Origin of the sequence: Pseudomonas sp. NPDC078700, assembly GCF_044542375.1 — a bacterium.
GTDB lineage: Bacteria > Pseudomonadota > Gammaproteobacteria > Pseudomonadales > Pseudomonadaceae > Aquipseudomonas.
This window is the reverse complement of record NZ_JBITUI010000004.1, coordinates 144,698-170,876: the sequence shown is the minus strand read 5'-3', so window position 1 is coordinate 170,876 and position 26,179 is coordinate 144,698. Positions and strand designations below refer to the sequence as shown.

The 26,179-nt window shown below is 54.9% G+C and carries 23 protein-coding genes and 1 riboswitch; of the genes, 14 read left to right on the top strand and 9 right to left on the bottom strand.

Translation table 11 applies throughout. The annotated features are described in order from the left end of the window. Positions 1-188 precede the first annotated feature (188 nt). Both metF and ahcY read right to left on the bottom strand, forming a co-directional pair. On the bottom strand, positions 189-1,034 hold the full coding sequence (metF, locus tag ACIGCM_RS14940; RefSeq protein ID WP_397502876.1) for a methylenetetrahydrofolate reductase [NAD(P)H]: 846 nt from the start codon (positions 1,032-1,034) through the stop codon (positions 189-191). Between the two features lie 61 nt (positions 1,035-1,095). Beyond that, positions 1,096-2,505 (bottom strand): adenosylhomocysteinase, encoded by a 1,410-nt coding sequence (ahcY, locus tag ACIGCM_RS14935; protein ID WP_397502875.1) that lies wholly within the window; start codon positions 2,503-2,505, stop codon positions 1,096-1,098. 23 nt (positions 2,506-2,528) lie between these two features. Continuing rightward, positions 2,529-2,622: riboswitch (S-adenosyl-L-homocysteine riboswitch) on the bottom strand. A gap of 140 nt (positions 2,623-2,762) precedes the next feature. Between ahcY and ACIGCM_RS14930 the strand changes: the two genes are divergently transcribed. Next, the gene (locus tag ACIGCM_RS14930) at positions 2,763-3,383 is read left to right on the top strand and encodes a TetR/AcrR family transcriptional regulator (protein ID WP_397502874.1); all 621 of its coding nucleotides are present in this window, start codon (positions 2,763-2,765) and stop codon (positions 3,381-3,383) included. Positions 3,384-3,541: 158 nt separating this feature from the next. Here the strand turns inward: ACIGCM_RS14930 and preA are convergent, their stop codons facing one another. The 3 genes from preA to hydA all read right to left on the bottom strand — a co-directional run bounded on the left by preA (position 3,542) and on the right by hydA (position 7,822). Then, positions 3,542-4,819, bottom strand: coding sequence for an NAD-dependent dihydropyrimidine dehydrogenase subunit PreA (gene preA, locus ACIGCM_RS14925; protein ID WP_397503309.1), 1,278 nt, complete (start codon positions 4,817-4,819; stop codon positions 3,542-3,544). Further along, complete coding sequence (locus tag ACIGCM_RS14920) at positions 4,816-6,183, bottom strand: NAD(P)-dependent oxidoreductase (protein ID WP_397502873.1); 1,368 nt, start codon at positions 6,181-6,183, stop codon at positions 4,816-4,818. Before ACIGCM_RS14920 ends, preA begins: the two co-directional genes overlap by 4 nt. A 199-nt stretch (positions 6,184-6,382) precedes the next feature. Beyond that, on the bottom strand, positions 6,383-7,822 hold the full coding sequence (gene hydA / locus ACIGCM_RS14915) for a dihydropyrimidinase (RefSeq protein WP_397502872.1): 1,440 nt from the start codon (positions 7,820-7,822) through the stop codon (positions 6,383-6,385). Positions 7,823-8,439: 617 nt separating this feature from the next. Here hydA and ACIGCM_RS14910 point away from each other — a divergent pair. The 4 genes from ACIGCM_RS14910 (at position 8,440) to ACIGCM_RS14895 (ending at position 12,329) form a co-directional block, all read left to right on the top strand. Then, positions 8,440-9,930, top strand: a complete 1,491-nt coding sequence (locus tag ACIGCM_RS14910; RefSeq protein ID WP_397502871.1) for an NCS1 family nucleobase:cation symporter-1 — start codon at positions 8,440-8,442, stop codon at positions 9,928-9,930. A gap of 29 nt (positions 9,931-9,959) precedes the next feature. Beyond that, the gene (locus tag ACIGCM_RS14905) at positions 9,960-11,243 is read left to right on the top strand and encodes a Zn-dependent hydrolase (protein ID WP_397502870.1); all 1,284 of its coding nucleotides are present in this window, start codon (positions 9,960-9,962) and stop codon (positions 11,241-11,243) included. A 97-nt stretch (positions 11,244-11,340) separates the two neighbouring features. Next, positions 11,341-11,727 (top strand): MAPEG family protein, encoded by a 387-nt coding sequence (locus ACIGCM_RS14900; protein WP_397502869.1) that lies wholly within the window; start codon positions 11,341-11,343, stop codon positions 11,725-11,727. 152 nt (positions 11,728-11,879) lie between these two features. Continuing rightward, positions 11,880-12,329: a c-type cytochrome gene (locus ACIGCM_RS14895; protein ID WP_397502868.1), complete on the top strand. Its 450-nt coding sequence runs from the start codon at positions 11,880-11,882 to the stop codon at positions 12,327-12,329. A gap of 40 nt (positions 12,330-12,369) precedes the next feature. Here ACIGCM_RS14895 and ACIGCM_RS14890 read toward each other — a convergent pair whose 3' ends face one another. The 4 genes from ACIGCM_RS14890 to ACIGCM_RS14875 all read right to left on the bottom strand — a co-directional run bounded on the left by ACIGCM_RS14890 (position 12,370) and on the right by ACIGCM_RS14875 (position 17,108). Then, the gene (locus tag ACIGCM_RS14890) at positions 12,370-12,771 is read right to left on the bottom strand and encodes a DUF1090 family protein (RefSeq protein ID WP_397502867.1); all 402 of its coding nucleotides are present in this window, start codon (positions 12,769-12,771) and stop codon (positions 12,370-12,372) included. Between the two features lie 95 nt (positions 12,772-12,866). After that, positions 12,867-14,549 carry an NAD-dependent DNA ligase LigB gene (ligB, locus tag ACIGCM_RS14885; protein ID WP_397502866.1) on the bottom strand — a complete coding sequence of 561 codons (1,683 nt, stop codon included), beginning with the start codon at positions 14,547-14,549 and terminating at the stop codon, positions 12,867-12,869. Between the two features lie 318 nt (positions 14,550-14,867). Then, positions 14,868-16,058 carry a methionine adenosyltransferase gene (gene metK / locus ACIGCM_RS14880; protein WP_397502865.1) on the bottom strand — a complete coding sequence of 397 codons (1,191 nt, stop codon included), beginning with the start codon at positions 16,056-16,058 and terminating at the stop codon, positions 14,868-14,870. A gap of 12 nt (positions 16,059-16,070) precedes the next feature. After that, on the bottom strand, positions 16,071-17,108 hold the full coding sequence (locus ACIGCM_RS14875) for an ArsR/SmtB family transcription factor (protein WP_397502864.1): 1,038 nt from the start codon (positions 17,106-17,108) through the stop codon (positions 16,071-16,073). A 370-nt stretch (positions 17,109-17,478) separates the two neighbouring features. On the opposite strand from ACIGCM_RS14875, the gene tkt reads away from it, so the two are divergent. The 9 genes from tkt to ACIGCM_RS14830 all read left to right on the top strand — a co-directional run bounded on the left by tkt (position 17,479) and on the right by ACIGCM_RS14830 (position 26,143). Continuing rightward, on the top strand, positions 17,479-19,476 hold the full coding sequence (tkt, locus tag ACIGCM_RS14870; RefSeq protein ID WP_397502863.1) for a transketolase: 1,998 nt from the start codon (positions 17,479-17,481) through the stop codon (positions 19,474-19,476). A gap of 75 nt (positions 19,477-19,551) precedes the next feature. Next, entirely contained in the window at positions 19,552-20,610 is a 1,059-nt protein-coding gene (gene epd, locus ACIGCM_RS14865; protein ID WP_397502862.1) for an erythrose-4-phosphate dehydrogenase, read from the top strand. A 4-nt stretch (positions 20,611-20,614) separates the two neighbouring features. Continuing rightward, positions 20,615-21,793: a phosphoglycerate kinase gene (locus ACIGCM_RS14860; protein WP_397502861.1), complete on the top strand. Its 1,179-nt coding sequence runs from the start codon at positions 20,615-20,617 to the stop codon at positions 21,791-21,793. A 70-nt stretch (positions 21,794-21,863) separates the two neighbouring features. After that, positions 21,864-22,058, top strand: a complete 195-nt coding sequence (locus tag ACIGCM_RS14855; protein ID WP_397502860.1) for a hypothetical protein — start codon at positions 21,864-21,866, stop codon at positions 22,056-22,058. Positions 22,059-22,326: 268 nt separating this feature from the next. Then, complete coding sequence (locus ACIGCM_RS14850; RefSeq protein WP_397502859.1) at positions 22,327-22,650, top strand: MliC family protein; 324 nt, start codon at positions 22,327-22,329, stop codon at positions 22,648-22,650. 72 nt (positions 22,651-22,722) lie between these two features. Beyond that, positions 22,723-23,787, top strand: coding sequence for a class II fructose-bisphosphate aldolase (fba, locus tag ACIGCM_RS14845; protein WP_397502858.1), 1,065 nt, complete (start codon positions 22,723-22,725; stop codon positions 23,785-23,787). 203 nt (positions 23,788-23,990) lie between these two features. After that, positions 23,991-24,434 (top strand): hypothetical protein, encoded by a 444-nt coding sequence (locus ACIGCM_RS14840; protein WP_397502857.1) that lies wholly within the window; start codon positions 23,991-23,993, stop codon positions 24,432-24,434. Between the two features lie 26 nt (positions 24,435-24,460). Further along, positions 24,461-25,591, top strand: a complete 1,131-nt coding sequence (locus tag ACIGCM_RS14835) for a PQQ-dependent sugar dehydrogenase (RefSeq protein ID WP_397502856.1) — start codon at positions 24,461-24,463, stop codon at positions 25,589-25,591. Positions 25,592-25,636: 45 nt separating this feature from the next. Beyond that, positions 25,637-26,143, top strand: a complete 507-nt coding sequence (locus ACIGCM_RS14830) for a M48 family metallopeptidase (protein WP_397502855.1) — start codon at positions 25,637-25,639, stop codon at positions 26,141-26,143. Positions 26,144-26,179 lie beyond the last annotated feature (36 nt).

Sequence of the window (26,179 nt, the reverse complement as noted above, 5' to 3'; positions counted from 1 at the left end):
AGTTGCCTGCTTAATGGCGCTTAGATTTGTCTATCCGGAGTTCAATTAATAGCATTGCCTTGGTCAAGCGCGGTGAAGATTAGTTCGCACAACCGCGCTGTTTTTGTGCTGTTTTCATACGTAAAGGTCAACGCAGTTGCGCAGACCTGCCACTCAACAGCCAATAAGAACGACGCTACAAGCACCGATTAGCGCGGCAACTTGAGGTTGTTCCAGATCGCCAAGCTTGGTTCAGACTGGTTCAGGGTATAGAAGTGCAGACCCGGAGCGCCACCTTGTAGCAGTTGCTCGCACATTTCTGTAATCACTTGCTCACCGAAGCTCTGAATGCTTTCGATGTCATCCCCGTAAGCCTCAAGTTGCTTGCGCACCCAGCGTGGGATCTCAGCGCCACAGGCATCCGAGAAACGTGCCAGCTTGCTGTAGTTGGTGATCGGCATAATGCCCGGCACGATCGGAATATCGACACCCATTTTGCGTACGCGCTCGACAAAATAGAGGTAGCTGTCGGCATTGAAGAAATACTGGGTGATCGCACTGTCGGCACCGGCCTTGGCCTTGCGCACGAAGTTAGCCAGATCATCCTCAAAGTTGCGTGCCTGCGGATGCATTTCCGGGTAAGCAGCAATTTCGATATGGAAGTGATCACCGGTTTCTTCGCGAATAAACGCGACGAGTTCGTTGGCAAAGCGCAGTTCACCGCTGGCCATGCCCATGCCCGATGGCAAGTCACCACGCAGGGCCACGATGCGTTTGATGCCATTGCTTTTGTACAGGTTCAGCAACTCTCGCAACTCTGCCTTACTGTCACCGACGCAGGAAAGGTGCGGCGCGGTCGAAACCTTGACCTCGCTGTCGAGCTGCAAAACTGTATTGACAGTGCGGTCGCGGGTAGAGCCGCCTGCGCCATAGGTGCAGGAGAAAAAATCCGGGTTATACGTCGCTAACTGGCGCGCATTGGCCATCAGCTTTTCGTGTCCAGCTTCAGTTTTGGTTGGGAAAAACTCGAAGCTGTAACGGCGTTCTTGACTCATGACGATGTCCTTGTGAGCACTGGCCGCACGCTTGCGGGCAAGCGTGCGGCCAGTTGGCTACTTAGTAGCGGTAAGCATCCGGCTTGAAAGGGCCTTCAACGGTTACGCCGATGTAATCAGCTTGGGTCTTGGTCAGGCGAGTTACGACGCCGCCAAAGCCTTTAACCATTTCCAGTGCCACTTCTTCGTCGAGTTTCTTCGGCAATACTTCAACGGTCAGACGCTCAGCTTTTTGCTCGGCAGTCAGATCCGCGTACTTCTGTGCGAACAAGAAAATCTGAGCCAGAACCTGGTTAGCGAACGAGCCATCCATGATGCGGCTAGGGTGGCCAGTGGCGTTGCCCAGGTTAACCAAACGGCCTTCGGCCAAGAGGATCAGGTAGTCGTCATTTTGTGCATCGAAGCTGCCGGTGCCGGTACGGTGGATCTTGTGAACCTGCGGCTTAACTTCTTCCCATGCCCAGTTCTTGCGCATGAAAGCGGTGTCGATTTCGTTGTCAAAGTGGCCGATGTTGCAGACAACAGCGCGCTTTTTCAGCGCTTTGAGCATGCCAGCGTCGCAGACGTCGGCGTTGCCAGTGGTGGTAACGATCAGGTCGATCTTGCCCAACAGCGCTTTGTCGATGCAGGCGTCGGTGCCGTCATTCAGGCCGTCGATGTACGGCGAAACCAGTTCAAAACCGTCCATGCAGGCTTGCATGGCGCAGATTGGATCGATCTCGGAAACCTTAACGATCATGCCTTCCTGGCGCAGCGACTGCGAGGAACCTTTGCCCACATCACCGTAGCCGATAACCAGTGCTTGCTTGCCCGACAGCAGGTGGTCGGTGCCGCGCTTGATGGCGTCGTTGAGGCTGTGACGGCAACCGTATTTGTTGTCGTTCTTGCTCTTGGTGACTGAGTCGTTGACGTTGATGGCCGGGATTTTCAGTTCGCCCTTGGCCAGCATATCCAGCAGGCGGTGTACGCCAGTGGTGGTTTCTTCAGTCACGCCGTGGATTTTTTCCAGCATGGCCGGGTATTTCTTGTGCAGGATCTCGGTGAGGTCACCGCCGTCGTCGAGGATCATGTTGGCATCCCAAGGCTGGCCATCTTTAAGGATGGTTTGCTCGATGCACCACTCGTACTCTTCTTCAGTTTCGCCTTTCCAGGCAAATACCGGGATACCCGCGGCAGCGATAGCGGCAGCGGCCTGGTCTTGAGTCGAGAATATGTTGCACGATGACCAGCGCACTTCTGCACCCAATGCGATCAGCGTTTCGATCAGCACGGCGGTCTGGATGGTCATGTGAATGCAGCCGATGATCTTGGCGCCTTTAAGCGGCTGAAGACCCGCATATTTGCTGCGCAGGCCCATCAGAGCAGGCATTTCAGATTCGGCGATGATGGTTTCGCGGCGGCCCCAGGCAGCCAGGGAAATATCTGCAACTTTAAAGTCGGTAAAACCTTCAGGCGTCATAACAGCGCTCATAAAATGAGTCTCCATTCGTTGTCTGCGAATGGGCGCCGTTGATGCGTATGGTTAACGCCCCATCCGAGCCTGACAAACCACTGGGATTCAGGGTCTGCTGCAGCGCCCCTCGGACGGGTGGCGGGCGTGACCGAAGCGGTGTCGGTCACGTGTAGCCGGGCGATTATAGCGAGACAGACGGTTTTGCCCAAGGCTTTCCGTCGCCCTGCGTGCAACTCAGTGGTAGCCTTGGGTAATCCCGCAGTATTGGACCCCGTATGGGTAATCACAAAATCGAGATCCGCCGGCGCAACATAGAGAAAATCCTCTTTTGTGCAGAAAAGGTTTTTGCCGAAAAGGGCTACGGCAGTACGTCTATGGGCGATATCGCTGAAGAAGCCGGCTTGCCGCGTTCCAACCTGCATTATTACTTCAACACCAAAGACGACCTGTACCAGGCGGTATTGCTCGACCTGCTCGACGTCTGGAAGCAAGACGCCCTGTGTTTTGAGATGTTCGATGATCCGCGCGTGGTGTTAAGCAGCTATATCCGCGCCAAGATGAATCACTCGCGCACCCGCCCACACGGCTCGAAAGTCTGGGCCAATGAAATCATCCACGGCGCACCGATGCTCGGTGAAACGCTCGATGACAGCTTATACAGCTGGGCAAAGATGAAAGAGGCGAAGATCAGGCAATGGGTTGAAGACCAGCGCATTTTGCCGGTTGAACCCTCAAGCTTGCTGTATATGATTTGGGCGTCCACCCAGCATTACGCCGATTTCAGTCATCAGGTTAAGGTCCTCAATGACCATCAGGCGCTCAGCGATATGCAATTTGAGAAAGCTGTGCAGACCGTTACCAGCGTTATCTTGCGTGGAATCGGCCTGGAGCCCTGAAACTCGGTATAGAGCTGCTGCGTTGAAAGCCGCCTCGCCTGACCTGCACTCGCGACGCTCTAAGCCGAATTTGATCATTAGATTGTCAGGTCAAGGGCTTGGTGAACGACAAAAGCGCTCCAGAGTGTTTCTCCAAACCCTTGGCGTAAGTGGTTCTTTTAGCTTGCTGCGCGGTACGGGTTTCTTGGGTCTTCATTCCAGTTTAAATACGGCTTGCCGGTGTCTTGCACGACCATCTCGATGCAGTCTGCAACCGGGCATGTGATCTGGCACAGATTGCAACCGACGCACTCGTCATCGATGACTTCATATTTATGGGTGCCATCGGCTTGCTTGAGGCTGGCGATGGCTTGGTGAGATGTGTCTTCGCAGGCGATGTGGCATCTGCCGCAGCCGATGCAGGCGTCTTGATCGATTTTGGCGATCACCTGATAGTTGATGTCCAGATACTTCCAGTCGGTGGTGTTGCTCACTGCGCGGCCAGAGAAGTCATCAAGGCTGGTGTAGCCTTTTGAGTCCATCCAGCGTGACAAGCCATCTTTCATGTCTTCGACAATTCGAAAGCCATGGAGCATGGCGGCCGTGCAAACCTGTACTGCTCCGCAGCCGAGGGCGACAAACTCCGCCGCGTCACGCCAGTTGCCGATACCGCCAATACCGCAGATCGGCAGGCCTTGGGTTTCAAGGTCGCGGGCAATCTCGGCGACCATATTCAGGGCGATGGGTTTGACCGCCGCGCCACAATAGCCGCCGTGAGTACTTTGCGTACCCACGATCGGGTGCGCGACCATGTTGTCGAGGTCGATGCTGGTGATGGAGTTGATAGTGTTGATCAGCGACACCGCATCAGCGCCACCGCGGTGAGCGGCGCGGGCCGATAAGCGCACGTCGGTGATATTGGGGGTTAGCTTTACGATAACCGGCAACGAACTGTAGGTCTTGCACCAGCGCGTCACCATCTCAACGTATTCTGGCACCTGGCCGACAGCCGCTCCCATGCCGCGCTCGGGCATGCCGTGCGGGCAACCGAAATTCAGTTCTATACCGTCGGCACCCGTCGCTTCAACCAGTGGCAGGATGTATTTCCATGACTCTTCAACGCAGGGCACCATCAGCGACACAATCAACGCGCGGTCTGGCCAATCCTTTTTCACCTGAGTGATTTCACGCAGGTTGATTTCCAGTGAGCGGTCGGTGATCAGCTCAATATTATTGATACCCATGACTTCGCGATTTGGCCCGTACAGTGCCGAATAACGCGACGAGACGTTGACCGCTGCCGGGTCTTCGCCAAGGGTTTTCCAGACCACGCCGCCCCAGCCAGCTTCATAGGCGCGAACCACGTTATAGGCTTTGTCTGTCGGTGGCGCAGAGGCCAGCCAGAACGGGTTGGGCGCTTTGATGCCAGCAAACACAATCGAGAGATCGGCCATTATGCTGCCTCCACTTTCAGGGTGAGGGTTGAGTGAATGGCCTCGGCAGCCAGTTTGCCGTGTTGTACGGCTTGCACGGTCAGGTCTTGATCAAGCGAGGTGCAGTCGCCACCGGCATAAATGCCTGGGATGCTGGTACACAGGTTGTCATCAACCCAGATGCGTTCGCCCTGGCGCTTCAACTCAGCCGCCAGCGGGTCACTCAGGGCACTCCCCTCGAAAGCTTGGCCGATGGCCTTAAAGATTGCATCGGCTGGCAATTCAAAGGTCTCGCCGGTTGCTATGAGTTTTCCGTTGTCGAGACGGGTTTTAGCGAAACGCATGCCGCGCACCTTGCCACTGTCATCTAAAAGCACGGCCTCTGGTTGAGCCCAGGTCAACAGCCGAACCTGGTTAGTTTTGGCGATTTCCTGCTCGTGGCCAGTTGCACCCATATCGCTCAGGCCACGGCGATACACCAGGTTGACCTCTTGTGCGCCCAGCTTGGCCATCTGCACCGCCATGTCGATAGCGGTGTTTCCCGCACCGAGCACAATGCAGCGATTCGCTAGCGGTAACTGGCTAAGGTCATCGCTTTGGCGCAGCTCCCGGATGTAATCAGTCGCGGCGAGCAAGCCGGGGGCATCTTCATTGGCCAAACCCAATTGCTTGCTGGCGGCCAAGCCCAGGCCGAGGAATACTGAATCAAATTGCTGGTGCAGCTCGCTCAAGTTCAGGTTGTCGCCAAGTTTCTGGCCGTGACGGACTTCGATACCGCCGATTTGCATGAGAAATTCGACTTCTTTCTGGGCGAAGTCCTCGACCAGTTTGTACTTGGCGATCCCGTATTCATTTAGGCCGCCGGATTTTTCCCGTGCTTCGAAAATTACCACGTCATGGCCGTGCATCGCCAGACGGTGTGCGCAGGAAAGTCCCGCAGGGCCTGCGCCGACCACTGCCACTCGCTTACCACTGGATGTGGAACGTTTGAATGGGTGCTCGCTGAATTGCGCGTTATCAATGGCATAGCGTTGCAACAGGCCGATCAATACGGGCGCGCACTCTTGCGCGTTATTGCGTACGCAGGCTTGCTGGCAGAGAATTTCGGTCGGGCAAACCCGGGCGCAGCTTCCGCCGAGAATATTGGCGGACAAGATGGTCTGCGCCGCACCGGTCACGTTGTCATGGCTGATGCTGCCAATAAACGCTGGAATGTCGATATCGCTGGGGCAGGCATTGATGCAGGGCGCGTCGTAGCAGTACAGGCAACGTGCGCTTTCCAGCGCCGCTTGGCGGGCGTTGAGCGGGGGTGCCAAGTCACTAAAATTGGCCGCCAACTCGGCGGCGTCGGCATCTGGATGGGGTAAATGGCTGAGTGTATCTATCACGGGTAAATGCCTCACGGTTTTGTGATTGTTATCAAGGCTGCTGACTGGCCTTTGAGGGGCTAAATCCTCGGCGTTAGCGTCAGCAATCTTGTGGGCAGTTAAATCGTTAAGATGCTTGCGCTCGGCCTCTTTGAGCCGGTGCGCAGAATGCTTTTATTGCTGTTTTATGGACGCTTGCGCAGTGGTGCTCATACGTTTCCTAGCGTTTTACGGCCGTTGGCCGCTGCTGCTCGGCGCGTTTGCTGAGTAAGTCGAACACCGCTGGATAAGTGGGGCGCTCAACATAGCGGCCAGCACCGCGTTCGGCGCGCAGGTCGCCATCTGCCCAGACTAAGCGGCCCTGACTGATGGTGTGGCTGGGCACGCCGCGCACGGTCTTGCCTTCAAAAATATTGAAGTCGACTTTCTGGTGATGGGTTTTGGCAGAAATAGTGCGGGTGCCTTGCGGGTCCCAGAGCACTAGATCGGCATCAGCACCGACGCGAATCGCACCCTTGCGTGGGAATAAATTGAAGATCTTCGCGGTATTGGTTGAGGTCAGCGCGACAAAGTCGTGCATCGACAATTTGCCGCTGTTGACCCCTTCATCCCAGAGCACGGCCATGCGGTCTTCAATGCCTGCGGTGCCATTGGGGATTAGACTGAAGTCATCACGGCCAGCGGCTTTTTGTTCGGCGCAGAAGCAGCAGTGATCGGTCGCAGTGGTGTGCAGGTTGCCGGACTGCAAGCCTTTCCACAGTGCCTCTTGGTGACCTTGTGGGCGAAACGGCGGACTCATTACATAGCCGGCAGCGGTCTGCCAGTCTGGGTTGCGATAGACGCTGTCATCCAAGAGCAAATGACCCGCAAGTACTTCACCGTACACAGGCTGACCTTTGGCGCGGGCGTAGGTGATTTCGTCTAATGCTTCACGGGTCGAGACATGCACCAGATACAGCGGAGTGCCCAGGGTTTCGGCAATCCGAATGGCGCGGCTTGCAGCTTCACCTTCAACCTGTGATGGCCGCGATAGCGGATGCGCTTCAGGGCCAGTCAGGCCTTGAGCGAGTAGTTTTTTCTGCAGGTGATAGACCAGCTCGCCGTTCTCAGCATGGACGGTTGGTACTGCCCCGAGCGATAAGCAGCGTTCAAAGCTGGCAACCAAGGTGTCATCAGCCGCCATGATGGCATTTTTGTACGCCATGAAGTGTTTGAAGCTGTTGACCCCGTGCTTGCTGACAAGCTCTTCCATCTCGGCGCTGACCTGTTCGCTCCACCAGGTCACTGCGACGTGGAAGCCATAGTCCGAGGCTGATTTTTCTGCCCAGCCGCGCCATTGATGAAAGGCCTCTAGCAGTGATTGTTGAGGGTTGGGAATCACAAAGTCGATGATCGAAGTCGTGCCGCCCGCCAGTCCGGCTGCAGTGCCGCTGTAAAAATCCTCACTGGCAACCGTGCCCATAAACGGCAGTTGCATATGAGTGTGTGGATCAATGCCGCCGGGCATCAGGTATTGGCCGCTGCCGTCGAGTATTTCGCAACCGGCTGGAGCGTCCAGGTCCTTGCCGACTGCCTGGATAATGCCATCAGCACAGAGCACGTCGGCGCTGTAGCTCTCTTCATGGGTCACCACTGTGGCACCACGGATCATTAAAGCCATACCAGTTTCCTCTCAGGCTGACCGGTGCTTGCCGGTTCTATAATTTTTTTTGATGTTGCCTGGCAGCGATGAGTTTTTAATCCTGTCATTGCTGTCAGGAATAGAAGTTAGTACCACTCTGTCGAATGATCAAGATTATTTTGCTATTACCATACTTTTGGATAAGTATTTGATTTAAAACAATAAAATTTGCAAATCACCAAAATGGTGAGGGCTTTCACCATTTTGACGCACTTGACAGGATCTAAAAATGAGCGAAATTTCTTATGCAAAATCAGCCGTTTAAACCTGATGAGTGACGAGCTTTAGTGGTTAGAAAAAAATTGCACTGCACCAGATTGAGTCCTGACTGAGCAGACAACATTGGCAAAATTAGCTGTGGCAGGTTGTCTGAAGGCCAAATGGTTCATTGCGTTATTTTTAAAGGTTATTTAAATCAATAGCTTGCAGCTGTATTGAATTGCATGTGGTTGGCTGCATGGACGTTTAGGCACGGTTATTGAGTGCTGCTGCCTCCATGTTCGTCGGTCATAATGTGCCACTGGCACGGTTCGAAGAACTCCAGCCATCGTTTTAGCCCGGTGCGCTAACAATCAAAAAAATAATTGGAGAAACCCATGCAGCAGAACAGATCGGAAGTAACCGAACGCAATGGCCTGTTCGAACTAGAGGCTGGCACCGATGTTCTGGAAAGTCCGCGTTATAACCACGATATAGCGCCGACCAAGGTGCATGAGCGAACCTGGAACAAATGGCATATCACTGCGCTGTGGGTGGGGATGTCGATCTGCGTGCCCACTTACACATTGGGTGGCGTGTTAACCGCCTACTTTGGGCTGTCGGTGGGTGAGGCTCTGCTCGCAATCCTTTTTGCCAACATCGTGGTGTTGATTCCGCTGACCCTCAACGCATTTCCCGGGACCAAGTACGGTGTGCCGTTCCCGGTGTTGCTGCGCTCATCGTTTGGCATCATCGGCTCTAACGTGCCTTGTCTGATTCGCGCAGTGGTGGCCTGCGGTTGGTTTGGGATTCAGACCATGTTTGGTGGCTTGGCCATTCACCTGTTTCTTGGCTCGATCTTTGAGGGTTGGAAGGCCTTGGGCGGCACAGGTGAAGTGATCGGATTTATGATCTTCTGGGTGCTCAACCTGTGGGTTGTATTGCGCGGCGCTGAGTCGATCAAATGGCTGGAAACCTTGTCGGCACCATTACTGGTACTGGTTGGTGCGGGCCTGTTGGTGTGGGCGCTGCCGAATGTGTCGATGACTGAGTTGATGTCGCAACCCGCTAAACGTCCTGAAGGCGCTAGTGTCGTTGGTTATTTCCTGGCCGGTCTCACTGCGATGGTGGGTTTCTGGGCGACATTATCCTTGAATATCCCGGATTTCAGCCGCTACGCAAAAAGTCAGAAAGACCAGATTGTCGGGCAGATTATTGGCTTGCCACTGACCATGTTTTTGTTCGCGGCGCTGGGTGTGGTGATGACTGCCGCATCGGCTTCCCTGGTCGGTGAAACAGTCTCTGACCCGGTCAGTTTGATTGGCCATATTCAGAGCCCGGGCTGGGTGGCTGTGGCCATGGCGCTGATTATTGTGGCGACACTCTCAACCAATACCGCGGCCAACATTGTCTCGCCAACCAACGATTTTCAGAACATCGCACCCAAGCTGATCAATCGCACAAAGGCGGTATTGATCACGGGGTTTGTTGGCTTGGGTTTAATGGGACACGAATTGCTGAAAAAGCTCGGCTGGATTGTGTCTGATGTCAGTCTTGAGAGCGTTTATTCCAACTGGCTGTTGGGGTATTCGAGTCTGCTGGGGCCTATCGCTGGGATCATGGTTGTTGATTATTTCTTGATCAAAAAACAGCGCTTGGATCTTCCCGGTTTGTACCTTGATAGCGTTTATCCCGCATGGAACTGGATAGGCTTCGTCGCCTTTGTATTGCCGGTGGCGTTGACTGTTATGTCGCTCAGCAGCAGCGCATTTAGCTGGTTCTACGACTACGGCTGGTTCACCGGCTCGGCGCTGGGCGGGCTGATTTATTTTGCCCTGTGCAGCATGAGCAGTCCGCGCGCCGCTGTTGCTGCAAAGCCAATGCTTTAGACCCATAAGAGATGCCTGAGGAGGTAAACATGACTGCTAGCCAAGCTGTTTTGCAATCCACTGATCAGCACATCAACGGTGATCGCCTGTGGCAATCACTGATGGAGTTAGCCCAGCTCGGGGCTACGGTAAAGGGTGGTGTGTGTCGTTTGGCACTGACCGATCTTGATCGCCAGGCGCGTGATTTATTCGTTAAGTGGTGCCAGGCCGCTGGGTGCAGCGTAACCATCGATGGCGTAGGTAATATTTTTGCCCGCCGCCCTGGGCGTAACCCGGATTTGCCGCCGGTAATGACCGGCAGTCATATTGACACCCAACCGACTGGCGGCAAGTTTGATGGCTGTTTTGGCGTGCTGGCAGGGGTTGAAGTTCTACGCACCCTCAATGATTTGGGCATTGAGACTGAAGCGCCGCTGGAAGTGGTGGTGTGGACCAACGAGGAAGGTTCACGTTTTGCTCCTTGCATGATGGGGTCCGGGGTCTTTGCCAGTAAATTTACCCTCGAAGAAACCCTTGCCAAAGTTGATGCCGATGGCGTGACCGTAGGTGAAGCCCTTAATGAAATTGGCTACGCCGGCAGTCGTGCGGTAACGGGCCATGCGGTGGGCGCCTATTTTGAGGCGCACATTGAACAAGGGCCGATTCTTGAAGATGAAGAAAAAACCATCGGTGTAGTGTTGGGGGCTTTGGGCCAGAAGTGGTTTGATTTGACTCTGCGCGGTGTTGAGGCCCATGCCGGACCCACGCCGATGCATTTGCGTAAAGATGCCTTGGTTGGCGCGGCAGCTGTGGTTGCTGCGGTCAATCGCGTTGCCCTAGAGCATCAGCCCCATGCGTGCGGCACTGTCGGTTGTTTGCAAGCCTATCCCGGCTCGCGCAACGTGATTCCTGGTGAAGTGCGCATGACCCTGGATTTTCGTCACCTTGAGCCCGAGCGGCTGGATTCGATGATCAATGAGGTGCGAAAAGTAATCGAAACCACTAGCGCGAAGCATGGGCTGACAGTTGATTTGACACCGACCGCCGATTTCCCACCGCTGTATTTCGACAAGGTCTGTGTAGATGCGGTGCGCAGTGCCGCTCAGGGCTTGGGTATGTCGCATATGGATATTGTCAGTGGCGCCGGGCATGACGCCATCTTTCTTGCCGAGCTAGGTCCGGCCGGGATGATTTTTGTGCCCTGTGAAGGCGGCATTAGCCATAACGAGATTGAGAATGCTGCGCCCGGTGATCTGGCTGCAGGTTGCGCGGTGCTGCTGCGGGCAATGCTGCAAGCATCGGCAGCCTTGGCCAGCGGTAAACTGGCGGCATGATTGTCTGAAACGCCCGCAAGTTGGCAGATTTGCTGATAGACGATTAACGCCCTACAGCTCAAGCTGTAGGGCCTATTTGACCTACAGCGGAGCTGTTATGACCATTGCCTTCTGGTGCGTGCTGATTGCGATTTTCCTGCCTTATGTATCGACCGTTTTCGCCAAGGCCCTGGGTCGTGGTTTTACCCCGCGAAGTAACCATGATCCCAGGGCTCATCTTGCGACTGTCGAAGGCGCCGCTCGCCGAGCCAATAATGCCCAGCTCAATGGTTTCGAAGTCACTCCAGCCTTTGCGGCTGCCGTCATCATCGCTCACCTGGCCGGTGGCGCTCAGCAAAGCGTGATTGATCAACTGGCCATCGCTTTTATCATCAGCCGGATTCTCTACACTGCTTGTTACCTTGCCGATTTAGCGCCTGTGCGTTCGCTAATGTGGTTTATCAATATGGGTTTGATCATCAGCCTGTTTGTGGTTGCAGCCTGATTCTGCGCGCCCTGCAGCTGAGTCAGGGAGCTGGCGCTGAATGAAAAGCACAATTGGATTTGTCGCATGCGGCAAATTACCGCGCTTGGCCGGTGCCGCAGGAGCATGGATACTGTCGCGCTTGTTGAGCCTGATTGCGGCGCGAAGGTGTTATGAAGCTAAGAAACCTATTAGTTGTTCTGCTGGCCAGCCTGACGCTGGCTGGCTGTGGCGGTGTCGATCCTAATTCACCGCTGGGGCAGCGCCAGACCATCTTTAAGCAAATGCTCAAAACCAGCGAAGACCTGGGCGGCATGCTGCGCGGGCGTATTGTGTTTGATGGCCCGCGTTTTGTTGAGGGCGCGGCCAAGCTGGATGCGTTGTCCAAAACCCCTTGGCAGCACTTTCCGCAGGTCAAGGAAGAAGACCATACGAACGCCCGTGACGATGTTTGGAAGCGTCAGGCGCGGTTTAAGCAGTTGGCTGATGAGCTTGAGGTCAACACTGCGGCCTTGGTTGTCGCTACCACGGCTAAACCCCTTAAAAGTGCAGAGCTTGCTGCCCCGATGAAGGCGGTTGAAGACAGCTGCAAGGCCTGCCACCAAGAATTCCGTAATCACTAAGCTCGCGCGATGGGCCTGCCCATCGCGTCTGTAATAAGCCCTAGCTACGTGACACTTGAGCGGCTACCGACTCAAGTATTTTGCGTGCTTTGCTGAGTTGTCTTTGATTCTCGGCGATGCTGTTGGCATCTCCAGCACCTAGAGCGGCGATCAGGTTCTTTTTGCTGGCACTGACATTGAGTTGTGCCTGAGACACTTGAGCGCCTTGGTCTGAGTTCAGGCCCAATTTTGCGCAGCCGTTATCGACTTTATCCAGTTCATGCTGGATGGCTGACAGTCGGGCTGTACCGCCAAGCTTGCCAACTTCTTCAATTTTATCGCTGAGCTCTTGGCGTTTGCTGATGCAGTCTTTGAGCGGGTCACTGTTTTGGGCGGCGATGACGGCGCTCGTGAGTAGCGCGCTGCCACTGAGTAGGAAAATAAGTGCCGATCTTTTCAGCATGATTCGCTCCTTTTTTTATTTTTGCGAAAAATCTTTGACTGCGTGATTGCGGCAGAGTTTTGCGGCTGGCTGAATTTTCGACCCTTGTGATTGAGCTAGAAGCCATCTATGCGGGCAGCTTGCAGCTTTTGTCGAAGTTCGATGACCTGCGGATGGGCAAAGAAGGCTTGCAGCTGGTTGGCGCGGCCCTTGCCAATTCCCGGTTGTTGTCGCCACTGCCGTGCGTTGCGCCCCGCTAAACGCTGCCAGTCATCGTCGGGCTGTGACTGCAGCCCGGGTGGAGCGCCGAGTGCGATCAACCAAGTATCAAATGACTGTTGGCGGGCGGCATCGAAACGCTGGCGCAGCAGTGTAGCGCTGCGAACTGATAAGCCAGATGCTTGTTGCAGTTGTTCAGGGGTCAAGTCGAGCCAGTCCAGTAACCCGCTAATGAGTTGGGCATCTATGAGTCTGCGCCATGTGCCTGGGCCAACACCGGGCATGTTCAAACCGTTTTTGCTGCTAAGCCAGCTCAGTCGGGCGATAAATTGCTCTGAGCAACCTGTTGAAAACCGCCAGCAGCTCAAGCGGTCATACGCCTCGGCATTTGGAATGGAAACTGGCTGGCGAGTGCTGCTACGGATGATCACGCGTTCAAGGGTTGGAATGGTCAACCCCGACAGTTTAATCGCCACATGGTCACCGGGGCGGATATCCATCGCTTGCCAGCGCTGCAAGGATGCGACGCTGACATGCTTAATGGTGCGGTCATCGAGTTGTGTCGGTTCGAGCTTCAGTACCGGCGTTATGCGTCCGCTGCGGCCTATCTTGAATTTAACCTCGCGTACTTGCGCCAAGGTTTGGCTAAGTGGGTATTTCCACGCCACTGCCCACTGCGGTGGCTTGGCTTGCCACATCCGCGCGGCTTGGCGAGTACTCTGGCGTATGACGATACCGTCGGTAGCGAAGGGTAGGGCGCTGCTGTACCAGGTTTGTCGCCACTTCTGGACTTGCTGAGCGTTGTTGATTGGCTGGCTGAAGCGCTTGCTGTCGCTGAAACCCAACTGATCTAAGGTGTGCAGCCGTTCGCGCATGCTGGTTGGGCCTTGTGGCCAGTCCCAGATAAACAGCCCCAAGGCATTGGCCAGCTCTGCGCTGAGCTGTTTACGGGCGAGTAACCCGGCAACTTTACTGCGTGCGCCGACGCCTCCGGACTCCGTCTGAACATGAGCATCCAATCGCCAGTAGAGTTCGCCTTGGAGGATTAGCGGTTGCTGGTATTCGAGATGCTTGGGGATTGCTGTTATCAGCAGGGCTTGTGCTGTCCAGTCCTGGCCGCTATGACCATCGCCACGGCTTATCATGTGCTTTAGCTGGCCGTTGTCATAGATCAGGCTGACCGCTACGCCATCGACTTTTGGTTGCACCCATATGTTCTCACGAGTGCTGAGCCAGGTTTCCAGTTGTTCGATGTTGGCCAGTTTGTTCAGGCCGGTTTGGGCTATCGGATGCTTTAATTGGCCGCGACTACTGGCTAGGGGTTGGGTAGGGTTCTGTGTCGCAGAAGGGAAACAGCTTTGCCATTGTTGCTGCCTAGCGAGGGCTTGATCATAAAGTTGGTCGGCGATCAGTGAGATGCCCTGGCGGTGGTAGGCATCGTCCCATTCGGCGATTTGTTTGCTCAGGCTGTTGATTTCAGATTGAGCGCGCTGAGCAGGCCATGCCGGGCAGTCAGCGTGGCTGTGCAGGCTAATGGGTGTAATCGCCAGGAAAAGTAGCAGGGGATTGATAATTCGCATCCCTCAGCCTAGGGGTTGAGCCCGTATGTGGCTGCCCGACTTTTAGTGAGCCTAGGCGGTGAAGGCGCCCGGTTTGTCCCTCTTGGGTAAGCGGCAACACGCTCAAGATTGAGCTAATAAACGGACTCTTTTGTGGTGCCACGTCATCCCCCCGTCGAGTACAGTGGCCAAGGCAAAGCTTGCCCACGAGGTTTTGCGATTAACCGGAATATGCGCGGGTGGCAAAGGGTGGATGGAATAGCGCCAGCCACGTTTACTAAACTCCAGGCATGAAAAACCCCGCGCGAGGCGGGGTTTCAGCGTTGTAGCGGGCTTGTATTACAAGCCGGCAGCAGCGCGCAGGTCAGCAGCCTTGTCGGTACGTTCCCAGGTGAATGCTGTGAAGGTGTCGCCTTCATAAGTCATTTCATATGGGTCGCGACCGAAGTGGCCGTAGGCTGCAGTCGGTTGGTACATCGGGTGCAACAGGTCAAGCATTTTGGTGATTGCGTATGGGCGCAGGTCAAAGTGCTCGCGAACCAGCTGGATGATTTTGTCATCGCTGATTTTGCCAGTGCCAAAGGTGTTCAGGGAGATAGAGGTCGGTTGTGCCACGCCGATGGCGTAGGACACTTGGATCTCGCAACGCTCAGCCAAGCCAGCTGCCACGATGTTTTTGGCAACATAACGGCCCGCATAAGCAGCCGAACGGTCAACTTTGGATGGGTCCTTGCCGGAGAAAGCACCGCCGCCGTGACGAGCCATGCCGCCGTAGGTGTCAACGATGATCTTGCGCCCCGTCAGGCCGCAGTCACCCACTGGGCCACCGATGACAAAGTTACCGGTTGGGTTGATGTGGAACTGAGTGTCTTTGTGCAGCAATTCAGCCGGCAGCACGTGCTTGACGATCAATTCCATCACGCCTTCGCGCAGGTCGTTGTAGCTGACTTCAGGGTTGTGCTGAGTCGACAATACGATCGCGTCGATACCGACAACTTTGCCATTGTCATAACGGCAGGTCACTTGTGATTTCGCGTCTGGACGCAGCCAAGGCAGCAGGCCGGACTTGCGTGCTTCAGCCTGACGCTCAACCAAGCGGTGAGAGAAGCAGATCGGGGCAGGCATCAGTACGTCGGTTTCATTGCTGGCATAGCCAAACATCAGGCCTTGGTCGCCCGCGCCTTGATCTTCTGGCTTGCTGCGATCAACGCCTTGGTTGATGTCGACCGACTGCTTGCCGATGATGTTCAGAACACCGCAGGTAGCGCCGTCGAAACCTACGGTGGAGCTGTCGTAGCCAATGTCGATAATGACTTTACGAACCAAGTCTTCAAGGTCAACCCAGGCCGAAGTGCTGACTTCGCCGGCGATGATCGCAACGCCGGTTTTAACCATGGTTTCACAGGCTACGCGGGCGTGTTTGTCTTTGCTGATGATTGCATCGAGCACTGCATCGGAAATCTGGTCAGCAATTTTGTCAGGGTGCCCTTCAGACACAGACTCGGATGTAAACAGGGAGTATTCGCTCATCTATCGGTCTTCCTAATTAATACCGGTGGGTGAGATCGGCTGTGAGCGGAAATTCGCTCCCAAGCCTGTGTATTCATCGGGTTTGGCGAAGTGCCGTACCTGAATTTGAAATCCATTGCGTAGGCCAACATACAGGCTTTCACCTGGTGTTAACCCTGCGGCGATAGCCCAATGGGCTAGGTCGTCCTGCTCAAAACCTAGCCAGAGATCGCCGCAGGCCTGCCTGGCCCAACTCTGGTTATGGCTGCACAACTCGGTTACTAACAAGCTGCCGCCGGGGTTAACCTGTGCGGCCAGTTGTTTCAGCGCTTCTGCCGGGGCTGCAAAATGGTGAAGTACCATGTTCAGCACCAGGCAATCGGCACTTGGGTATTGATCATTTAACGCATCAGCGAGCAACAGTCGTACATTGCTCAAGCTGCTTTTGTCGCAGGTCAGTCGGGCTATTTCGAGCATTGCCTGGCTGTTGTCCAGCGCCGTGACCTGGCTGAACCGGCTGGCCAGTGCAGGCAAAAAACCGCCGTCGCCCGGGCCTATTTCAATCACGCTGGCATTGGCTGAAAAGCCTAACCTGTCGAGTACTGCCAGCACGCTGTCGCGATACTGAGGCAAGCCTGCAATCAAATCCTGCTGGGCCTGAAAGTTATCAGCCATGCGTGCAAAAAAATCTTCGCTGGCACTTGCTCGCTGGGTATGAACCTCTGCGATACGTGCCTGTACCTCGGGCGGTAACTCTAGCCCATCCACTTCATCGAGCAAGGCGCTGTGGAGTTTGCCGCCCGAACGTTTGTTGTCGGCAAAGGCGCGACGGTAAAAGATCGCATTGCCTTCGCGGCGTGTCGCCACCAACTTTGCCTGGGCCAGCACCTTTAAGTGGTGGCTCATACCGGATTGGCCAATGGCAAATATCTGCGCCAGCTCTAGCACGCCGAAAGAGTCGTTACTCAGCGCCCGCAAAACATTCAAGCGCAAAGGATCTCCGCCAGCTTTACATAAGGCGGCCAATTCATCGGCAGGCTCAAAACGGAGCTGGGGTACACGCATGTTCATAGGGGCAGCAGTCTAAGCGGTCAATTTTCATACAGCAACAGCAATATCAAAATATTTTGATATTGCTGTTGCTGGGTGTGATTAAGCCACTCTATGTATGGGGCTGGCCGAGTGTTACCGGGTGTTTTTGTACTCCTGTTGTTGATAGGGCGGTGGTGCGCGTCGGCGAGGTGTTTGCTCTGATCGGCAACGATGGGCATTGTCGAGCGCTGATAAGCGCGACAAATTCTCGGGTTCTGGGCCAGAAAATCGACAAGATTGCAGCTTTTGCTCAAGTAATCGCGGCTGTACGACTATCTGTCATTGCCCCGCACCGCCTTGGTGGGCGAAAATGGGTGCCTTTTCCAATTTGTCCCTCAGGAGATCAGCGATGCCCAGCCGTCGTGAATGTGCCAATGCCATCCGTGCTTTGAGTATGGATGCCGTGCAGAAAGCCAACAGCGGCCACCCGGGTGCCCCGATGGGTATGGCCGATATCGCTGAAGTATTGTGGCGCGATTACCTCAAGCACAACCCAAGCAACCCTGAGTTTGCTGACCGTGACCGTTTTGTACTGTCCAATGGTCATGGCTCGATGCTGATTTATTCGCTGCTGCACCTGACTGGCTATGACTTGGGTATCGAAGATATCAAGCAATTCCGTCAGATGGGCAGCCGCACGCCGGGCCATCCTGAGTATGGCTACACCCCTGGTGTTGAAACCACCACCGGCCCATTGGGCCAGGGGATTGCCAACGCAGTAGGTTTTGCCATTGCCGAGAAAGTCTTGGGCGCGCAATTCAACCGCGACGGCCACAAGATTGTTGACCATTACACCTACGCCTTCATGGGCGACGGTTGCATGATGGAAGGCATCTCCCACGAAGTCTGCTCGCTGGCAGGCACTTTGGGTCTGGGCAAGCTGATTGCTTTCTATGATGACAACGGTATTTCCATCGACGGTGAAGTTGAAGGCTGGTTCAGCGACGACACGCCGAAGCGTTTTGAAGCCTATGGCTGGCAAGTGATCCGCAATGTTGATGGCCACGACGCCGAAGAAATCAAAATTGCTATCGAAACCGCCCGCAAGAGCGAACAGCCAACGCTGATCTGCTGCAAAACCATCATTGGTTTTGGTTCGCCTAACAAGCAAGGCAAGGAAGACTGCCACGGCGCGGCACTGGGTAACGACGAGATCGCGCTGACCCGTGCGGCCCTTGAGTGGAAGCACGCTCCATTTGAAATCCCCGCGGACATTTATGCCGAGTGGGATGCCAAGCAGGCCGGTGCCGCTGTTGAGTCTGAGTGGGATCAACGCTTTGCTGCCTATGCCGCGGCGCATCCTGAGTTGGCTAGCGAATTTAAACGGCGCATGGCCGGTGAGTTGCCTGCTGATTTCTCCGAGAAAGCAGCAGCATACGTCAGCGAAGTTGCGGCCAAGGGCGAGACCATTGCCAGCCGTAAGGCGAGCCAGAACAGCCTCAATGCATTCGGTCCATTGCTACCTGAGATGCTGGGCGGCTCGGCTGACTTGGCCGGTTCCAACCTGACGCTGTGGAAAGGCTGCAAGGGCGTATCTGCTGAAGATGCCTCCGGCAATTACATGTACTACGGCGTTCGCGAATTCGGCATGAGCGCGATCATGAACGGCATCGCCTTGCACGGCGGTTTCGTGCCTTACGGCGCAACCTTCCTGATCTTCATGGAATACGCGCGCAATGCAGTGCGTATGTCGGCTTTGATGAAGAAGCGTGTGCTCTATGTGTTCACCCACGACTCCATCGGTCTCGGTGAAGACGGCCCGACTCACCAGCCAGTCGAGCAGCTGACTACCTTGCGCTCTACACCGAATCTTGACACGTGGCGTCCAGCCGATGCAGTTGAGTCGGCTGTAGCTTGGAAATACGCCATTGAGCGCAACGATGGCCCATCGGCACTGATCTTCTCGCGTCAGAACCTGCCGCACCAAAGCCGTGATGATGGCCAGTTGAGTGATATCGCTCGCGGCGGCTATGTGCTCAAAGATTGTGCAGGTGAGCCGGAGTTGATTCTGATCGCCACTGGCTCGGAAATCGGTTTGGCGGTTGAAGCCTACGAAAAACTGACTGCCCAAGGCAAAAATGTACGTGTGGTTTCGATGCCATGCACCAGCGTTTTTGATGCCCAGGATGCAGGCTACAAGCAGGCCGTATTGCCGGTTCAGGTTGGCGCGCGCATTGCCATCGAAGCGGCTCACGCTGACTTCTGGTACAAGTACGTCGGCCTTGAAGGTCAGGTTATCGGCATGACCACCTTTGGTGAGTCCGCACCGGCACCTGCGCTGTTCGAGCACTTTGGTTTCACAGTTGAAAACATTCTGGAAACTGCTGCCGATATGCTTGAAGGCTAACGGACTCTGTTCGCGCAAGTTGGCCAGCGTTGCTGGCTGACTTGCAGTCCACCCTTGTCGAGAGCTGAACTGCGCATGTCCAAGCGTCCTTACAGAATCGCACTCAATGGTTACGGCCGTATTGGTCGTTGTGTACTGCGCGCTTTGCATGAGCGCGGAGCAGGTGCAGGCATTGAGATTGTTGCACTCAACGACTTGGCTGATCAGTCGAGCATTGAATACCTGACCCGCTTTGACTCAACCCACGGGCGTTTCCCCGGCGAGGTTCGGGTTGACGGTGACTGTCTGCATATCAACGGTGATTGCGTAAAAGTGCTGCGCGGGGAAACCCCGGAAAGCATCAACTGGGCTGCGTTGGATATCGACTTACTGTTCGAGTGCTCGGGGCAATACACCACCCGAATTGAGGCGCAGCGCTTTATCAATGCCGGTGCTCCACGGGTGTTGATGTCACAGCCGATGGCCAGTGAAGCGGACATTGATGCAACAATCGTATTTGGCGTTAACCAGCATGCATTGACCGGTGCTGAGCGCTTGGTATCCAATGCTTCGTGCACCACCAACTGTGGCGTGCCCTTATTGAAAGTGCTGAATGAGGCCGTGGGGATTGAATATGTATCGATCACCACGATTCACTCGGCCATGAATGATCAGCCGGTGATAGATGCCTATCACCACGAAGATTTACGCCGCACCCGTTCTGCGTTTCAGTCAGTGATTCCGGTGTCTACAGGCCTGGCCCGTGGCATTGAACGATTGATGCCGGAACTTGCTGGGCGGATTCAGGCCAAAGCTATACGCGTGCCCACGGTAAACGTGTCTTGCTTGGATATCACTATTCAAACAAGCCGAGACACCAGTCCCGAAGAAATTAATCGGGTGCTGCGTGAAGCCTCTGAGGCTGGGCCGCTCCGCGGTTTGTTGGCCTACACTGAATTGCCGCATGCCAGTTGTGATTTCAACCACGACCCGCATTCAGCGATTGTCGATGGTAGCCAGACGCGGGTCTCCGGCCCGCGCTTGGTGAATATACTGACGTGGTTCGACAACGAATGGGGCTTTGCCAATCGCATGCTCGACGTTGCTGAACACTATTTGAATGTTTCTACCCAAACAGCCCCTATGAAGGACTGAATACATGGCTTCTGCTTTTAAACCCGTAGTTAAAATGACCGACCTTGACCTGCAAGGTAAACGCGTACTGATTCGCGAAGATCTCAACGTGCCGGTAAAAGACGGTGTGGTAAAAAGCGACGCCCGCATTCTGGCTTCATTGCCAACCATCAAGCTGGCGCTGGAAAAAGGCGCTGCAGTGATGATCTGTTCGCACCTTGGCCGTCCGACTGAAGGCCAGTACTCCGAAGAAGACAGCCTCAAGCCAGTGGCTGACTACCTGAGCAAGGCCCTTGGTCGTGAAGTCCCGTTGATCAAGGATTACCTCGGCGGTGTAGAGCTGGCGGCAGGTGATGTGGTGCTGCTGGAAAACGTGCGTTTCAACGCCGGCGAGAAGAAGAACACTGATGAGCTGGCCCAGCAGTATGCCGCCCTGTGTGATGTGTTCGTGATGGATGCTTTTGGCACGGCGCACCGTGCTCAAGGCTCAACCCACGGTGTTGCTAAGTTCGCTAAAGTTGCCGCCGCTGGCCCATTGTTGGCTGCTGAGTTGGATGCGCTGGGCAAAGCCTTGGGCAATCCAGCCAAGCCAATGGCAGCCATTGTCGCGGGCTCCAAAGTTTCGACCAAGCTCGATGTACTCAACAGCCTCAGCGAGATTTGCGATCAACTGATCGTCGGTGGCGGTATTGCCAATACCTTCCTGGCCGCAGCAGGCTTCCCAGTGGGCAAGTCGCTGTATGAAGCCGACCTGGTAGACACCGCAAAGGCCATCGCGGCCAAGGTCAGCGTGCCGTTGCCTGTTGATGTGGTAGTGGCTAAGGAGTTCGCTGAATCTGCGACGGCTACGGTTAAGTTGGTCGCTGATGTGGCGGAAGATGACATGATTCTCGACATCGGCCCGCAAACCGCTGCACAGTTTGCTGAACTGCTCAAGTCATCCAAGACTATCCTGTGGAATGGGCCTGTGGGTGTGTTCGAGTTTGACCAGTTTGGCCAAGGTACTAAAACGCTGGCATTAGCCATTGCGCAAAGCCCGGCATTTTCCATTGCCGGTGGTGGCGACACCTTGGCTGCAATCGATAAATACGCGGTTGCCGATCAAATCTCCTACATCTCAACGGGCGGCGGTGCCTTCCTTGAGTTTGTTGAGGGTAAAGTATTACCAGCAGTAGAAATGCTCGAACAGCGCGCCAAAGGCTGAGCTTAGCTCTAGGGTGCATGGATGTTGGCTGCGCAGCGGCGCAGCCGAAATGGATAAGGAGTGGGTTGCGATGCGAAATCTTATGCTGATGTTGGCGTCAGCCATTGTGCTGGCAGGTTGCATGAATGAAGCGCGCCATGAGCGTGCGTGCAAAATATTCAGTCCCGCTACCATTGAAACACCGGCTGGCAATCAGGATATGCGTCTCGACAAACAAAGCACCGGCGATCCGACAGGCACGCCTGAAGAAGAAACCAACTGCTAGTAGTTTGATCCGCTCGGTTGGCTGTAACAGAAGGCGTGTGACATTGAAGTCTTTAGGTACTCTAGTTGTATTGGCGCTAAGCGTCGCAGGCTGCAGCTCAGCTGCAGTTGACCCTGATCAGGGTTGTGAACGGGTATTTTTGCAGCCTGGGCAGCCGGCGGTGACCTACCAGCGTTATGGGCCAGACGGTGTTACCCGGCATGTATTACAGCATGAAGTGCCAGCGGCAGGGCCAGAGTTAATGAATGATTGCTAATGGGGCAATGCGATGAAGGTTAAAGCGCTCTGCGCTGCGGTTGTATTGTCAGCGCTGGTCAGTGGGTGTGCGACCGAGCAGCCGACAGACACTTGGACTCGCTGGGTGTGTGACAGTCAGGCTGAAGTGCTTTGGCGCTTTGCCGATTCGTCTCAGGAGGCAGTCGATGTACGTGTGGGCGGTAGTGATATTGTTCACCGTCTAAAGCGCGAGCCTGCGGGTTCTGGCGCGATGTATAGCGATGCAATGTTGACCTTTCATACCAAAGGCAACGAAGGTTTGATTTACCGTACAGCCACTGATGATTTGATTGGTCGTGGCTGTAAAGCACCTTAAGCACTATTAAAGTAAGCCTGCCCGTGTAGCAGGCTTTAATGATTAATGAGCCCAATCGGGAGACAGGAAAATATGGCACTTATCAGCATGCGCCAGATGCTCGACCACGCAGCCGAGTTTGGTTACGGCGTTCCAGCATTCAACGTTAACAACCTTGAGCAGATGCGCGCCATCATGGAAGCTGCTGACAAGACCGATTCACCGGTCATCGTTCAGGCTTCAGCAGGTGCACGCAAATACGCGGGTGCACCGTTCTTGCGTCACCTGATTCTCGCGGCAATCGAAGAGTTCCCGCATATTCCTGTGTGCATGCACCAGGATCACGGCACCAGCCCTGGCGTCTGCCAGCGTTCGATTCAACTGGGCTTCAGCTCGGTGATGATGGACGGTTCGCTGAAAGAAGATGGCAAAACGCCGGCTGACTACGACTATAACGTCCGTGTTACCCAAGAAACCGTCGCCATGGCTCACGCCTGCGGTGTTTCGGTTGAAGGCGAGCTGGGTTGCCTGGGCAGCCTGGAAACGGGTCAAGCCGGTGAAGAAGACGGCATTGGCGCTGAAGGCATTCTTGATCACAGCCAAATGCTGACTGATCCAGAAGAAGCCGCTGATTTCGTTAAGCGCACCCAAGTTGATGCCTTGGCCATCGCTATCGGTACCAGCCATGGTGCTTACAAGTTCACCAAGCCACCGACTGGCGACATTCTGGCGATTGACCGGATCAAGGCAATCCACCAGCGCATTCCCAACACCCACTTGGTTATGCATGGTTCCTCGTCGGTTCCGCAAGAGTGGTTGGCGATCATCAACCAGTATGGTGGTGACATCAAAGAAACCTACGGCGTGCCGGTTGAAGAAATCGTTGAAGGCATCAAGCACGGCGTGCGTAAGGTCAACATTGATACCGACCTGCGTCTGGCATCGACCGGTGCAATGCGCCGCATGATGGCTGAGCAGCCAAGCGAGTTTGATCCGCGTAAATTCTTCGGCAAAACCGTAGAAGCCATGCGCGATATCTGCATTGCTCGCTACGAAGCGTTCGGCACTGCGGGTAATGCATCGAAGATCAAGCCTATTTCGCTTGAAGCAATGTTTCAGCGTTATGCAAAGGGTGAGCTGGCCGCTAAGGTCAACTAAACCCTCTGAATCATCAAAGAAGCCCGCTACTGCGGGCTTTTTTGTGCCTGATGCTTAAAAAAACCGGTCCTCAGGGTGGCTGTTTAACTGTGTATTTTATGGCCGCCAAGGCGGTTACGAAAAACCATGTAAAACTCCTAACAACCCTCTTGCGCGGGTCTGGCTCATACTTGCCGGACTATTCGCTCAGGATGTCCTCATTTATGCCCAACAACTCGCGAGTCTTGCTGCAGTTTGTCCTCGCTGTGTTGGTGACGACGCTGGTTGGAAGCATTCTCCAAACGCAGTACAACCTCGCGCAGCTGCAAGCGCTGGGTGCACCGATGCCAATCGATGTGCGTATGGAGACGACTTGCTTGGATGTCCTAGGCTTCAGCCCGGTATTTGCCATTTTAGTGGTGTTGGGGTTTGCCTGCGCATTACCAGCCGCCGCGTGGCTAAGTGACAAAGTGCCGAGCGCCCGATGGATGCTGTTTGCCCTCGCCGGTGCATTGGCGATTCTGCTCGCTCTGACCCTGGCTAATGCTGCACTGCCTATGCCGACATTTATCGGCGCTAATCGCACCTTTATTGGCACATTAGGGTTGATGGCGAGTGGCAGCGTCGGCGCATTGTTTTTTGCCATCCGCTGCCGAGCTGCAAAGTAGTTTTGCGCCGACTAGAAGGGATTACCATGATCAATAAAGCGCGTAGCCAAATCGCCAAGCCGTTTTATGGCGTTGCAGTCCTGCTCGCCAGCTTTTGGCTGAGTCCTGCGTCCGCTACCACTGACTACCGTATCGAAACCTTTACCGAGGGTCTTGAGCACCCATGGTCAATGGCATTTTTACCTGATGGGCGAGCACTGGTCACTGAGCGTCCGGGACGCTTGCGGATCATTGCGGCTGATGGGACGTTGCAAGAACAAGCGGTGGGTGGCTTGCCCGAGATATTTTCCACCTCTCAGGCTGGCTTGCTGGAAGTCGCGTTGGACCCTGAATTCAGTGACAACCAGCGAATCTTCTTGAGTTATGCCTATGGCGATCGCAGCGCCAACAACACGCGCCTTGCCAGTGCACGGTTGGTTAATGGGCAGTTGCAGGATGTCAAAACCATATTTACCGCGCTGCCAGCCAAAGCAGGCAGTGCTCACTATGGTGGGCGAATCGCTTTTTTGCCGGATAACAGCCTGGTGTTGACCCTTGGCGATGGTTTTGACTACCGCGAAGAGGCACAGAACCTAAATAACCATCTGGGTAAAATTATCCGTATTAACCGCGACGGCAGTGTGCCGGCGGATAACCCCTTTGTTGATAATAAAGATGCGGCCCCGGAGATATACAGCTACGGCCATCGCAATGTGCAAGGCATTATCTATGTGCCGAAACTCAAGCGCCTTTACAGTCACGAGCATGGCCCCAGAGGCGGCGATGAGCTGAACATGATCAAGCCTGGGGTCAATTACGGCTGGCCGCTGATCACTTTCGGGGTTGATTACAACGGCGCGCAAATTTCGCCTTACACTGAGCTTCCTGGGCTGGAGCAGCCACTGTTGCACTGGACGCCGTCGGTCGCACCCTCTGGGTTGATGGTCTATAACGGCTCGCGCTTCAAGTATTGGCAGGGCGATTTCTTTGCGTCGACCCTGGCTGAAAAAAGCGTCAGGCGTATCCGCATGAAGGACGGCATGCTGGCAGGACAGGAAGTGCTGTTCGAAGAGCTCGATGAGCGCATTCGTGCTGTCTATTGCGGCCCGGATGGTTACATCTACCTGCTTACCGACAGCGCAGAAGGGCGAGTGTTAAAGGTCATACCGACTGAGTGAGGCATTGCGGCATAATAGCCGCTTCCCGCGCTGAAAACTTTACCCATGACGCCGCTTAAATACCTGCAAGCTTATCCCGTCGCGCTTCAAGATCAGGTGCGTCAATTGATCGATCAAGGTCGCCTTGGGGATTACCTGGCCCAGCGTTACAGCGGCAAACACAATGTGCAGAATGATAAAGCGCTGTATGCCTACACGGTCGGGCTGAAACAGGAGCACCTGCGCAACGCACCGAGCATCGACAAGGTGCTATTTGATAATCGCCTCGACCTGACGCACCGTGCGCTGGGTTTACATACGGCTATTTCACGGGTGCAGGGGGGCAAACTCAAAGCCAAAAAAGAGATTCGCGTGGCCGCGCTGTTTAAAGAGGCTGCCCCGGAGTTTTTGCACATGATCGTGGTGCACGAGCTTGCACACTTGAAAGAGTCTGAGCACAACAAAGCCTTCTACAAACTCTGTGAGTACATGCTGCCGGACTACCAGCAAATTGAGTTCGACTTGCGGGTTTACCTGACCTGGCAAGAGCTCAATCGCCCGCCGCAAAGCTAGTCTTGGTCGGGTGTGGCAACGCGAAGCTTGCCCACA